10 protein-coding genes and 1 pseudogene are annotated in these 12767 nt (G+C 40.8%); 4 read left to right on the forward strand and 7 right to left on the reverse strand.

Annotated elements, in window-relative coordinates:
• The first annotated feature begins 32 nt into the window (after positions 1–32).
• From ACGTNH_RS17960 to ppdK, 3 genes are all read left to right on the forward strand, one after another.
• Positions 33–1034 (forward strand): LacI family DNA-binding transcriptional regulator, encoded by a 1002-nt coding sequence (locus ACGTNH_RS17960; RefSeq protein WP_394588310.1) that lies wholly within the window; start codon positions 33–35, stop codon positions 1032–1034.
• 336 nt (positions 1035–1370) lie between these two features.
• Positions 1371–2189 carry a pyruvate, water dikinase regulatory protein gene (locus ACGTNH_RS17965; protein WP_394588311.1) on the forward strand — a complete coding sequence of 273 codons (819 nt, stop codon included), beginning with the start codon at positions 1371–1373 and terminating at the stop codon, positions 2187–2189.
• On the forward strand, positions 2189–4858 hold the full coding sequence (gene ppdK, locus ACGTNH_RS17970) for a pyruvate, phosphate dikinase (RefSeq protein ID WP_394588312.1): 2670 nt from the start codon (positions 2189–2191) through the stop codon (positions 4856–4858). Before ACGTNH_RS17965 ends, ppdK begins: the two co-directional genes overlap by 1 nt.
• Before the next feature lie 67 nt (positions 4859–4925).
• On the opposite strand, the gene ACGTNH_RS17975 is transcribed toward ppdK, so the two are convergent.
• The 5 genes from ACGTNH_RS17975 to ACGTNH_RS17995 form a co-directional block, all read right to left on the reverse strand.
• The gene (locus tag ACGTNH_RS17975; RefSeq protein WP_394588313.1) at positions 4926–5495 is read right to left on the reverse strand and encodes a CotY/CotZ family spore coat protein; all 570 of its coding nucleotides are present in this window, start codon (positions 5493–5495) and stop codon (positions 4926–4928) included.
• A 173-nt stretch (positions 5496–5668) separates the two neighbouring features.
• Entirely contained in the window at positions 5669–6355 is a 687-nt protein-coding gene (gene bioD / locus ACGTNH_RS17980; protein ID WP_394588314.1) for a dethiobiotin synthase, read from the reverse strand.
• The gene (gene bioF / locus ACGTNH_RS17985) at positions 6356–7489 is read right to left on the reverse strand and encodes an 8-amino-7-oxononanoate synthase (RefSeq protein ID WP_394588534.1); all 1134 of its coding nucleotides are present in this window, start codon (positions 7487–7489) and stop codon (positions 6356–6358) included.
• 25 nt (positions 7490–7514) lie between these two features.
• Positions 7515–8879, reverse strand: a complete 1365-nt coding sequence (gene bioA / locus ACGTNH_RS17990) for an adenosylmethionine--8-amino-7-oxononanoate transaminase (protein ID WP_394588315.1) — start codon at positions 8877–8879, stop codon at positions 7515–7517.
• On the reverse strand, positions 8866–9645 hold the full coding sequence (locus ACGTNH_RS17995; RefSeq protein WP_394588316.1) for a 6-carboxyhexanoate--CoA ligase: 780 nt from the start codon (positions 9643–9645) through the stop codon (positions 8866–8868). Before ACGTNH_RS17995 ends, bioA begins: the two co-directional genes overlap by 14 nt.
• A 427-nt stretch (positions 9646–10072) precedes the next feature.
• Here ACGTNH_RS17995 and ACGTNH_RS18000 point away from each other — a divergent pair, with 427 nt between their 5' ends.
• The gene (locus ACGTNH_RS18000; protein WP_394588535.1) at positions 10073–10630 is read left to right on the forward strand and encodes a biotin transporter BioY; all 558 of its coding nucleotides are present in this window, start codon (positions 10073–10075) and stop codon (positions 10628–10630) included.
• Positions 10631–10862: 232 nt separating this feature from the next.
• On the opposite strand, the gene ACGTNH_RS18005 is transcribed toward ACGTNH_RS18000, so the two are convergent.
• Together ACGTNH_RS18005 and ACGTNH_RS18010 are read right to left on the reverse strand one after the other, a co-directional pair.
• Positions 10863–11747 carry a carbon-nitrogen hydrolase family protein gene (locus ACGTNH_RS18005; protein ID WP_394588536.1) on the reverse strand — a complete coding sequence of 295 codons (885 nt, stop codon included), beginning with the start codon at positions 11745–11747 and terminating at the stop codon, positions 10863–10865.
• A gap of 132 nt (positions 11748–11879) precedes the next feature.
• Positions 11880–12737, reverse strand: a pseudogene (locus ACGTNH_RS18010) (nitrilase-related carbon-nitrogen hydrolase); the annotation flags it as partial.
• Positions 12738–12767 lie beyond the last annotated feature (30 nt).

Genomic DNA, 12767 nt, shown 5'->3' on the forward strand with positions numbered 1-12767 from the left:
GAGTAAATGGTTTTACTTGGAGGGTTCAAACAATGAAAGTTACTATGAAAGATATCGCTAATGAAGCAGAAGTTTCTGTGGCCACAGTTTCTCATGTTATTAATGGAACGAAGAAAATCACAGAGGATAAATATAAAAAAATCATGAATATTATTCATAAGTACAATTACATTCCTAACTCTACTGCGAAAAACCTCAGACAAAAAAAGACAAAAACAGCCGGGATGGTGGTGTCCAGTTTTCCTGACAGCTTTATTACACAAATGGTTTATGGAGTTGAAGAAAGGGCCCGGGAAATGGGCTACAACATTTTATTAGTTAATACCAATGAAGATCAGTCCTATGAAGAAGAAACGATCAACCTCCTTCATTCCAGGATGGTAGATGGCATCATTTTGTCCCCTACATCCAATGACATTGAGTATTTAAATCGTTTTACTGATGATAATTTTCCTATTGTCCTTGTTAACCGTCATCACGACATAGTCAGAAATACTGCAAAAGTAACCGGCGATAACTATCAAACTGGTTATGATGCCACTATTCACCTATTAAAGCACGGGCACAATAAAATTGGAATGATTTACGGAGTAGCCAACGTTTCAACGACGGATGACCGCATAAAAGGATATAAAGAGGCTTTAAAGCAATATAATCTGCCTTTCAATGAAAGCTACATGGAACTAGGTCATGCTACTGTCGCAGGAGGAGCTGCTGCAGTAAAATCATTACTTAAACGCCACAAAGATATTACCGCCCTCTTTGTACAGAATGATCTAATGACGATAGGAGCCATCTCACAAATCAAGGAATTTTCCCTTAAGATTCCTGAAGATATCTCTCTAATAGGCTTTGGAGATTTTGCTTCTGCACCTATTATTGACCCTCCAGTTACAAATATTGTCTTGCCTCCGGATACTATTGGGAAAACCGCATTTGATGCATTACTAAGTAAAATTAATAACCCAGAATATATGAAACACATAGAATTGCCTCCCTCTTTAATTACTCGCAAATCATGTGGATGTAAATGATAAGAGCTGCTGCCTAAATAGGCTGCAGCTCTTATTCAAAATATTAAACTTCACATCTAACATCCCTTTACTCCCTTGCTCCTCTCACCTTAATAATATTGAATATCATAAGCATGTTTAAACTTTCTGTTGTAACCATTTCAAAATAGTGATACTATACTATTCAAATAAAAAGTATGACACATTAGACTTTATTTTTATCAAATAGTATGTCATATTAATTTAACAGAGCAAATTCTTAAAGAAAGGTGGTTTTAGAAATATTTTATGAACTTATCCTTATAACTGCCGGTTTATACGGTAGGTTCTATTACTTAAAAGAACAGGAGATTAATAGTGTCTAAAAAAGAAACAGTATATGTCGTATCTGATTCAGTCGGGGAAACAGCTGACATGATGGTTAAAGCTGTGACGAGTCAATTTCTTGGACAGAATGTTGAAATTAAGCACTTTTCCTATGTGGAGAACAAACAGGATATTAACAATGTCATTACTGTGTCGAAGTATAGTCACTCCATTATTGCTTATACCATCGTCCTTCCGACTTTAAAGCAATACCTTGATCAAAGAGCAGAAGAAGAGGGGATTATGGCGGTTGACTTAATGCACCCCCTGATGGAGGCGTTCACTCAAAAGTTTAATATCGAACCCAACCACCAACCTAGACTAATGAGAAAGCTGGATGAGAACTATTTTAAACGTGTAGAAGCCATTGAATTTGCTGTAAAGTATGATGATGGCCAGGAAGTGCGTGGGTTAAAACAAGCAGACATCGTCATCGTAGGAGTATCCAGAACATCAAAGACCCCTCTTTCCATGTATTTAGCCAATAAGAAATTCAAAGTAGCTAATGTACCTCTCATCCCAGAGATCCCGCCTCCTCAAGAGCTTTTTACGATTCCTAGAAAAAAGTGTGTTGGATTAATCATTACACCAGAAAAATTAAACAGTATCCGAAAAGAACGCTTAAAAAGTCTGGGGTTAACAACTCCAGCGAATTATGCCTCACTAGACAGGATTCTTGAAGAACTAGAAAATGCTGAACAAATTATGAAAAAAATCGGCTGTCCCATCATTGATGTCTCCAATAAGGCAATTGAAGAGACGGCTGAGGTCATATTAGCGATGTATAACAAAAGGGGGAGTTTTGCATAATGGATAAAAAATTTGTTTTCATGTTTGATCAATCCGGCGGGGGGAAAAAGGAGCTTTTAGGTGGGAAAGGTGCCAATTTAGCCGAAATGACGCGTATCGGTTTACCTGTTCCTTATGGTTTCACGATAACTACCACAGCTTGTAATTCCTATTACGAGGCAGGTCAGGTTATTCCGCCGGAAGCTGAATTTCAAGTACTGGAAGCCCTTAAAGCGCTTGAAACAAAAACCGGAAAACAGTTAGGTAATCCTGCTAATCCGCTTCTCGTGTCCGTTCGGTCGGGCGCGGTCCATTCCATGCCTGGAATGATGGATACCGTTTTAAATCTGGGGATGAATGATGAAACCGTTAAAGGAATGGCAGAACTCACAAATAACCCGAGGTTTGCTTATGATTCCTACCGCAGGTTTATTCAAATGTTCAGTGATGTAGTTCTGGATGTCGACAACTATCATTTCGAACATCGGTTAGAACATATCCGCGAAGAAAAAGGATATCATTCCGATACAGAAATAACAGCCGAGGAATGGAAGCAAGTAATTAAAGAATTCAAAGATATTGTGTTTCATGAAGCGAAACGAAGTTTTCCTGAAGACCCTAAGGAGCAGTTGTTCCTTACGATCAATGCCGTTTTTGACTCCTGGAATAATCAAAGAGCTGTGTTGTACCGGCGTCTTCACCAAATACCTGGACACTTAGGTACTGCTGTAAATATTCAAAGCATGGTATTTGGTAACATGGGGAATGACTCTGGTACAGGAGTTGCTTTTACCCGCAACCCATCGACCGGCGAGTCTAAGCTTTATGGCGAATATCTCATTAACGCCCAGGGAGAAGATGTGGTAGCAGGCATTCGAACACCACAGCCGATCGCCTCTCTTCAAGAAGACATGCCGCACGTCTATCAGCAATTGGTTGAAACGTGCCAGCTGTTAGAAAATCATTATAAGGATATGCAGGACATTGAATTTACCGTTGAAAGTGGAAAACTATTTATTCTTCAAACACGAAATGGTAAACGCACCGCCCAGGCTGCTATTCGAATCGCTGTGGAATTAGTAAGAGAAGACATTATGAGTAAGCGAGAGGCTCTTTTACGCGTAGATCCTGATCAGCTTAACCAGCTGCTGCATCACCGTATTGATCCTGACCATAAAAAAACGCAGTTCGCTAAAGGACTGCCCGCTTCCCCTGGCGCAGCTACAGGTCAAGTCGTCTTTGATGCGGATGAAGCCGAAGAGCTTTCAAAAAGCGGGAAAAAAGTTATACTTGTGCGCCCTGAAACAACGCCTGATGACATTCACGGGATCGTAGCTGCCCAGGCGACTGTTACAAGCCGCGGAGGGATGACAAGCCATGCAGCTGTAGTGGCCAGAGGAATGGGGAAAGCGTGCATATGCGGCTGTGAGCCTTTGAAGATAAATATAGAAAGCAAACAATTTAACGTCGGCTCTACGACCGTGAACCATGGAGACACAATTACGATTGATGGTACCACAGGTGAATTATTCCTCGGGGAAATACCAATGATTGAACCCCAGCTTTCGGATGAATTTCGATTACTGCTTCGTTGGGCAGATGAAGAGACTAAAATGGGAGTAAGAGCAAATGCAGATAATCCCGCCGATGCTGCGAAAGCTTTAGAATTTGGAGCCGGAGGGATTGGACTTTGCCGCACTGAACATATGTTTATGGACTCATCCAGGATCCCAACGGTTCAAAATATGATCCTGGCTGAAACACATCATGAACGTAAAGATGCTCTCGATCAGCTCCTGCCGATGCAGCAGCAGGATTTTGAGCAAATATTTGAAACGATGCAGGGACATCCGATTACCATTCGGTTATTAGACCCGCCCCTCCATGAGTTTCTTCCGGATAAAGAAGAGCTGCTCGTGGACGTAACCAGACTGCAAATCACTAATTCGAATGAAAATGAACTACAAGAAAAGCAGAATCTATTACGAAAAGTGCGGTTATTAGAAGAATCCAACCCCATGTTAGGTCATCGTGGCTGCCGACTGGGAATGATTCACCCGGAAATATACGAAATGCAGGCAAAAGCTATCTTTTATGCCATGTCCAACGTTATGAACAAAGGAATCAATGTTAAACCTGAGATCATGATTCCTTTGGTGAGCCATATACATGAGCTTAAAGAAATGCGCCGGCTGGTCATCAATGCCGGTAACGAGATCCAGGGAGAAAAAAATCAAAAATTTGATTACCTCGTTGGGACCATGGTCGAAACTCCGCGTGCTGCACTCACAGCCGATCAAATTGCTCAGGAAGCCGACTTTTTCTCATTTGGAACCAACGATTTAACGCAAACTACCTTTGGATTCAGTCGTGACGATGCAGAAGGAAAATTCCTACAGCATTATGTTGAAAATGACGTCCTCGAGCGAAATCCATTTGTTTCGTTAGATCAAGAAGGTGTAGGGAAACTTGTAGAAACAGGTGTTAAACTGGGCAGAGAAACAAAACCTGCCTTAAAAACAGGAATTTGCGGAGAGCATGGCGGAGAAAAAAAATCGATCCAATTTTGCTATGACGCAGGTATCGATTATGTAAGCTGCTCTCCTTTCCGTGTACCCGCCGCACGACTTGCGACAGCTCAGGCTACCATTCAACAATACCATCACCTAAAAGAACCTCAGCACAATTAATAGAAGAGAACCCTAAACATAGCGGGCTTTGTTTAGGGTTCTCTTTTTGTTGAACTACACTGAGCCATTACTTTTTTTTCTTTTTTCCTCCTGTGTCCTCGTCATTTACATTGAATTCAAAAGCAGGCAGAGGGGTGACAGGGTCCAGACAGACAATACCACAGAAGCAATCCAAATCTACCGTTATACAAATCCCGGTCGCTTGTAGATTTCTTATACTATTACCCGGGAAGTAATCGCAGATTTGATTCCCTTTTCCACTTGGGCCAGGGGTCGACCCTCCCATCGTAACGGGAAGGAGTAATTCTAACTGAACACAGCATTCCTCTTTATCCACAAATTTTTTCGCCCGGAAGATAGGAGTTTTCACACAACGTAAAGCGTTCATGCCTGATTCACCTAGCGGATTCTTGAAAATCCCGCTTCCGATAAATGGCTTACAATCCCCTTTACAATAAAGAGCAAATGGAATGGTAGTAGCTGGACCATTATCATTTGATGATGGTGAAACTAAATCTCTAACTGATTCCTCGCACCCTGAACAACAACCATCAGCAACTTCATCTTGAGCCCGGACAATCTTTCGAACAGTTTCACAAATACAAGCGTCAAAGTCTTTTCCTTTTCCACAACTCATTTTACCTGGTCTCCTTCACTAGCCAATTAATTCATATTGTATGGTTAAGGATAAATAATGGTTGTGTGAACGCCTATTTTTAAAGTGTTTTCGCCTACACAGAAATTAAACATAAATCATCTCTGCTGTGATTGATATAATCACCAGGATGAGAGTTAAACACACGACTTCTGCTAAATAAAAAGTGATAGGTCCATTTTAGATTGGAATAACTCCACGAGCGTCTTTTTATCTTTTTTTTCAGTTTGCGGAATGATTCCGAGCACCGGTATCTTGCAGAATTGCTCGATCAGTTCAGGATTGGTATGTTCAGCCACTTCTGCTTTTGTGGAGTTAAACCCATTTATGACCACACCGATCACATTTAATCCGCATCTACGCGCATAGTCCACCGTCAGAAAAGTGTGGTTAACTGTACCTAAATCGGGGCGGGCTACTACAAGCACCGGGAGATTTATATGCTTCATAATGTCACTGACGAGAAAGTCTTCTCCGTAAGGTACTGCAATGCCGCCCGCTCCTTCCACAATAGTAAAGGAATGGCGATGTTTGATATGATTCCAGGAATTTATCACATCTGATTGTTTAACTGAAATATTTTGACGTTTAGCAGCTAGATAGGGTGCTAATGGTTCATCGAACTGAAAGGGGGTGATATCCGATGGTCGGGAAGGATCACCAGACATGGATTTTAAGATCATCGTGTCACTTTCTGGATCTTCTCGTTTGTCACCGCTTAACATCGGCTTAAAAACACCGACATCCACCCCTTTTTCTGACAACGCCGCCGCTATTCCCGCTGCTACAAACGTTTTTCCGATTTCTGTATCCGTACCTGTAACAAAAATTCCTTGAGCCAATTAAATCACCTCGAGTTGTTTTCCAACCTTATAAAAGGCCTTACAGATTTGCTGAATATCTTCTTCTATATATGTTGCCATGACCGTCATTCGAATCCGACTTTCTCTTTGCGGTACACTTGGAGGCCGAATGGCTGGAGCAAATACTCCATTTTTTTCGAGTTCTTTAGAAAAAGCCATTGCTTGTTCAGAATCCCCAATAACAACAGGTAAAATAGGAGTTTGCTCCCCTCTAACATCAAAGCCATAATCGAGGAATTCATTTCGAATGGAGCGAATTAAGTGTTGCAAATGAACCTGAAGCTGAGGGCTGCTTTCGATAATATCAATAGCCTTAATGGTTGCTTCCATTATGCTCGGCGGAAGGGCTGTTTGAAAAATGTATGATCTTGCCCGATTCCTTAAATAGTCAATCAGCGACCTTGACCCAGCGACAAACCCTCCTTCGGTACCGATGGATTTACTAAATGTTCCTATCGTTACGTCTACAGCTACGTCAAAGTGATCACCTGTCCCTCTGCCGTTTTCACCTAAAACCCCTGTGGCATGAGCATCATCTACAATGACATAAGCGTTATACATGTCTGCTAAGGTTTTAATCTCACGCAGTGGAGCAATGTCCCCATCCATACTGAAAACCCCATCTGTTACGATAAACCTCCGTCTATAGTGCTGACTATGCATTAATTTTTCTCTTAAATCTTCCATATTTATATGACGGTAAATACTTGTCTTTGCCTTGCTGAGCCTGCACCCATCAATAATACTTGCGTGATTTAGCTGATCGCTTAAGATCACATCCCCTTCCCCCGCCAGGCTGGAAATCACCCCAATATTAGCAAGATATCCACTTGAGAAGACGAGTGCAGCTTCTTCCTTTTTAAATTCAGCAATACGTTGCTCCAACTTCTCGTGCCAGATTGTATTACCTGTGGTCAGTCTCGAGCCTGTGCTTCCAATCCCATACTCTTTCATAATCTTCACAGCTTCATCGGTCAGTCTTTGATCTTCTGCTAAACCTAAGTAATTGTTAGAAGAAGCTACTATACTCTTCATTCCATCTACGTAAGATTTCCCTGAAGTCTGAGAGGGAGAGATGGCTCGAAGCTGTCTGTATAGTCCCTGGTTCTTCATCGTTTCTACTTCCTGTGCAAGCCAATCAGGAGTTTGTCGCAGCAACCTGAAGCGCCTCCTTTGTTGTAACACTATCAATAGCTTCTCTCATAATCTGAACCATTTCCCTTAAATCTTCATCAGTACTCGCTAGAGGCGGCATAAAGACGACTACATCTCCGGTAGGTCTTGTTAAGAGACCTAATTCCCGCATCTTTAATGATGCTTTATAGGCTGCTCTTCTTTCAAACGGAAAAGGTTCTTTTGTTTTTTTGTCGTATACAAGCTCAATTCCGCACATAAACCCAAGCTGACGGATGTCTCCAATATGAGGAAGGTCCAACATTTCTTCAAATAACTCATGTAAATACTCAGACTTTTCAGCTACCTGTTGAGGGGTATGCTCCTTCTCAAATAAATTCAGGTTGGCCAATGCTGCTGCACAGCCAAGCTGATTGCCGGTATAGGAATGGCCATGAAAAAAAGTCTTCAGATTGGTGTAGTCATCATAAAATGCCTCATAAATTTCTTCAGTTGTATATGTAATCGCAATAGGCAGGTAACCCCCAGTAATTCCTTTCCCTGCTGCCATGAGATCAGGTTCAATACCTTCATGTTCGCAGGCAAACATCTTCCCGGTACGCCCGAATCCGGTAGCTACTTCATCAATAATCATAAGAACATTATATTTAGTGCACAGCTCCCGAACGCCGGTTAAATAACCATCTGGCATAACAATCATCCCACCGGCACCCTGGACCATCGATTCAACGGTTAACCCCGCAATTTCCTGATGATGCTCCTTTAATAATGATTCAAGAGAGTCAAGAGCTTCATCACGGCATTTTTCAGGATCCTCTGCAGGATATCGATACACATTAGGAACCGTGGTTTTAAACCCTTCAAACATTAAAGGACCATAGACCTTATGAAAAATGTCAATGGCACCAACACTGACTGCACCTATTGTATCCCCGTGATATCCATTCTTTATCGAAATGAATTTCTGTTTGTTCGTTTCACCAATATTCTGCCAATATTGATAGGCCATCTTCACAGCAATTTCAACGGCTTCTGCCCCACTGTCCGAATAAAAGACTCTGCTTAAGGAATCAGGCGCAATTTTCACTAATTTTTCTGCCAGTTTTGTAGCGGGAACATTCGTCATTCCAAGTAAAGTGGAATGTGCAATTTGATCTAATTGTTCGCGGATAGCTTCATCTAACTCTTTCTTACGATGTCCATGTACGTTTAACCATACGGAAGAAAAGGCATCGTAATATTCTTTTCCATTGATATCCTTTACTTTTATTCCTTTTCCGCTTTCAATAATTAGTGGGTTTTCATTATAATCTTTCATTTGTGTAAACGGCAGCCACAAGTACTTTTTACTTTTATCAACTAAGTTCATAATTCTCCTCCGTTTCTATTAATACCGGTATCTTCTGTAAATAGTGAATGTACGAATCAATCGGCTGGCCCCCCTTGACAAAAAACAACCGTCCACCTGTTTCTTCACCATACTTCTTGAGCTTTGTAATTCTCTGATATCCTTTTGCACCACTAGCCACATACCCTGTAATATAATCAGGATCATCACTCCAGCACAGCTCTGCTATGGTTAATGGGTGGGCACAAACCTTTGTTGCCAGAGTCAGGGCCTCCTTCATCCGTTGATTTGCTGCCAACCCTTTTTGCTTACACCATTTTTCAAAATTCTCTTGTTTCCATTCCAGGCGGGAAACGCGAATGCCCTTTTCCTTCCTATCATCAAGACGCTCTCCAGTTTTTGCATTGATAATCAGAGCTCCGCTGGTTTCATTGCTGCTTTCTAATAGATTCATAGCTTTTTTGATGACTTCTTCGGATATTCCTTGATCAGCAAGGAGAGAGCACGCTATTCTTCTCCCTTGTGCGGCGTCCGTCGAATGGAAGGTAGAGACAGGTAACGGCTTGATAGCTTGTACATCCTCGTCCACCTTATCAATTGTCAGTTGAAAAAAAGTTGGTTCACCTCGTGAATGGGCATAGGCCTTATCCATAAGTTCGAGTGCTTTTATTTGCATCTCAGCTTTTGTAGAAAGGTGTTCCCCTCCTGATATATGCTTTCCCCCATCTTCATGGGGTCCGTCTAGTGCAGCTCTCATTCTGATGCTGTATAAGTCACTATCGTACATGGATTCAATTACCCTCCTCCAATTGAAAATACATGAATTAAAAGTTTTTCCATTCAAAATAAATGTTAACCTATATAATTATAAGTTTACATTTTTCATTCAATTTTTCAAGAAGGCAGAATTTCCTAGAATATATCGGTGGTATTCCAAAATTAGGGAACAAGACTGAATAGCAAAGTTGGATTGCTGATCATTATTTTGCAACTGGAAGATTGGGCGCAGAATATGTCTTGTCACTTATGTTAACTTTATTTTTTGTAGGTTGACATATTTAAACTCTTTCTTCTATGCTTATTTCTATGAATAGCGAGAATTTTAAGTATGGATTCTATTAAAAGATGCTACCGAAAGGATATTAAAGAAAGGAGTAACTAACTTGCAAAAATCCAGAACTCTATCACTTACATTAGTTGCCGTATTTGCCGCAATGACTGCAATAGGCGCTTTCATTAAAGTTCCGCTACCCGTTGTTCCTTTTACACTGCAAATTATCGTGGTGTTTTTAGCGGGGTCATTATTAGGAAGCAGGCGAGGGTTACAAAGTCAATTGGTCTATCTTCTCGTTGGTTTAGCTGGAGTTCCAGTCTTTACTCAAGGTGGAGGACTTGTATACGTATTGCAGCCGACATTTGGATATTTAATAGGCTTTACAGTAGGTGCGTATGTCATCGGATTCATTATTGAACGCTTCGAGCAGCCTGCTCGTAAACATTTTATTGCCGCCAACTTAATTGGAACAGGGGTTATTTATGCAATAGGGGTCCCTTATCTTTATCTGGCATTAAACCTATGGCTCGGCGAACCCACTAATTTGTCACATGTACTGGCTGCAGGATTGTTTAGTACCGTAGGCATTGACATAGCGCTTGCTATTTTCACAAGCCTGTTGGCAACACGTCTATACCCTCTTTTTAAAACAATACATCCAAAGAAAAAAGGTTTACAAAATAATTTTAAAAATACTGAAACAAGAAATTATGTTTAAAAAAATGGACAAATCTTGTGTCCATTGCTTTTAAGGAACCTAGATAGAACTTTCTCATTGATTATACCAGCAAGCATGATTGAATATCTTTCAAAAACAGACTCATAACTTGTACTAACAATAAAGCCCTCTTAAGTTTGATTGACTTAAGAGGGCTTATGTTCAGAATCCACATAAATTATTTAGTCTCTTCGAATTGGAAGGGTATCAAATTTTATGTCTTAGCGTATCATTATTTGGCTTCAGGTAAATTATAATTTATGTTTTGTTTTCTGATAAGTGAGTCATAATAGACAGGGTGTCTTGACTGTAACAATTTCTCCTGGTTGAACCAATGTTCAGCTTGTATCGTATTAAATTCAAAAGGTACTACTTCTTCATCGGTAGACGACCCTATCACAGGCTGGTCCAACCCGTATAACGGATCTAACGTATAAAGACCGCTGCTTCCTTTAAACTCATGCTCTGATCCAACAAAATTAGCGAAAATTGTATAGGCTTGTGCGCCTATCGCCACAGCATCCCAGAGAACCACTGAATGAGCCGGATATTGATTTTCGGAGATGTTTTTATTGATTTCCATATTGCCGCTATATTCTCCACTCCAAGAAACGGGCACTGCAATCATGTCCGCTCTTTTGACACTCAATACTCCAGATGCCTCAGGAAACCGAACGTCATCACCGATTAACAAACCAACTTTCCCAAGTCCCTCTATATCAAATACAGGGAGACTGGAACCTGGTGTCGCCCACCGTTTTTCATTACGGTCAAGATGAGTTTTTCGATACTTGCCTTTTATTTCACCGTTTTCATTTACTAATATTGCAGAATTGTACAATTGATCGTTTTCTCTTTCTATCATTCCATAAACGATGTTGATATTATGCTTCTTTGCTAGTTGTGATATAAATTGATAAGTGTTTCCTTGATCCTTTTCTGATAAAGAATAAATGGAATTTATACCTTTATCTGTGACTGGTCCGGTGAAAGAAAGCTCTGGGAGTACGATCAAATCCGTTTCCTTAGAAGTTGAAACCTCTTCTTCTATAAGCTTAGAAACTTTCTTTTGGTTTGTTTTTTTATCACTCAGCTTTGGAGAGTACTGCAAAGCCATAGCCTTCACTTTTTTAGATTCAGTAGTTGCTCTACTGTCCCATGGTTGAATATATTGGCTTAGCTCTTTATATAACTCAGGACGTCTTTCCTTTAGCAGTTCTTTATTTTCATTTTGATAGTGTTCAGGGTCTACCTCGTCATAAATAACTTTTGTTTCGTCAATGTCGTTATCCTCATCAGGCGAATAAGGGGCCTCAGCTAACTTTTCCCCGTGGGGCGACCAAATGGCACTTCCCCCTGCCATATGAAATCCTTCTTCAGTATTTGAACGATTCGAGCTCACAACGTATAAACCATTTTGCTGAGCTCTTGCAGGCAAAGCGGAAATGGTCTGGGCGGACGAGTTCGTTGGAAAGGCTAATATATCCGCTCCTTTAACGGCCGATATCCTGGCTGTTTCATAGTATGCGGAATCCATGCATATATTCATAGCCACTTTTCCCAATTCTGTATCGTAGACGGGCACCTCTGAATCACCGCGAGCAGCCCAGTAAGCGTCGGTTTCCCACAAATGCATTTTTCGATACTTCCCTATTAAACCTTCAGGTCCGATCAGAACAGATGAATTATAATAGAGATCGGTACCTGGATCTACTTCAGGCATCCCAAAAACGATGTAACTGTTATATTCAGAGGCTCACTCACTGAATATTTCTGTAGTTGGACCGGGGATCTGTTCAACAAAAGGAGCAATGTCTTCACGACTTTCGAACATATACCCGGTCGTTGCCATTTCTGGAGCTACCACTAACTTTGCCCCATTCTTAAAAGCTTTTTCGGTTTCTTTGTATAATTCTTTTATGTTCTTCTCAGGCTTTTTTAATTCAGGATTAAATTGGATCGAAGCCGCTTTAAACGGTTCGCTCAACTTTTTCTCTTGCTTATGGGCCCTTTTATCTGAAGGTTTATCAGTGACGGCTTCTGTCTGAAAGGGAGCCAAAACGAATGAAAAAAGAAATAAAACGACAAATAGGGCTTTATAGTTCAACCTACCACCTCAAAATATGATTTTCAAAAA

Origin of the sequence: Halobacillus sp. B23F22_1 (assembly GCF_043497005.1) — a bacterium.
Taxonomy (GTDB): domain Bacteria; phylum Bacillota; class Bacilli; order Bacillales; family Halobacillaceae; genus Halobacillus_A.

What these genes read in the sequence shown, in the direction of transcription:
- ACGTNH_RS17960 (WP_394588310.1), top strand. Translation starts at nt 33, where the DNA reads ATGAAAGTTACTATGAAAGATATCGCTAATGAAGCAGAAGTTTCTGTG.
- ppdK (WP_394588312.1), top strand. Translation starts at nt 2,189, where the DNA reads ATGGATAAAAAATTTGTTTTCATGTTTGATCAATCCGGCGGGGGGAAA.
- ACGTNH_RS17975 (WP_394588313.1), bottom strand. Translation starts at nt 5,495, where the DNA reads ATGAGTTGTGGAAAAGGAAAAGACTTTGACGCTTGTATTTGTGAAACT.
- bioF (WP_394588534.1), bottom strand. Translation starts at nt 7,489, where the DNA reads ATGAAGAACCAGGGACTATACAGACAGCTTCGAGCCATCTCTCCCTCT.
- bioA (WP_394588315.1), bottom strand. Translation starts at nt 8,879, where the DNA reads ATGAACTTAGTTGATAAAAGTAAAAAGTACTTGTGGCTGCCGTTTACA.
- ACGTNH_RS17995 (WP_394588316.1), bottom strand. Translation starts at nt 9,645, where the DNA reads ATGTACGATAGTGACTTATACAGCATCAGAATGAGAGCTGCACTAGAC.
- ACGTNH_RS18000 (WP_394588535.1), top strand. Translation starts at nt 10,073, where the DNA reads ATGACTGCAATAGGCGCTTTCATTAAAGTTCCGCTACCCGTTGTTCCT.
- ACGTNH_RS18005 (WP_394588536.1), bottom strand. Translation starts at nt 11,747, where the DNA reads ATGGCTTTGCAGTACTCTCCAAAGCTGAGTGATAAAAAAACAAACCAA.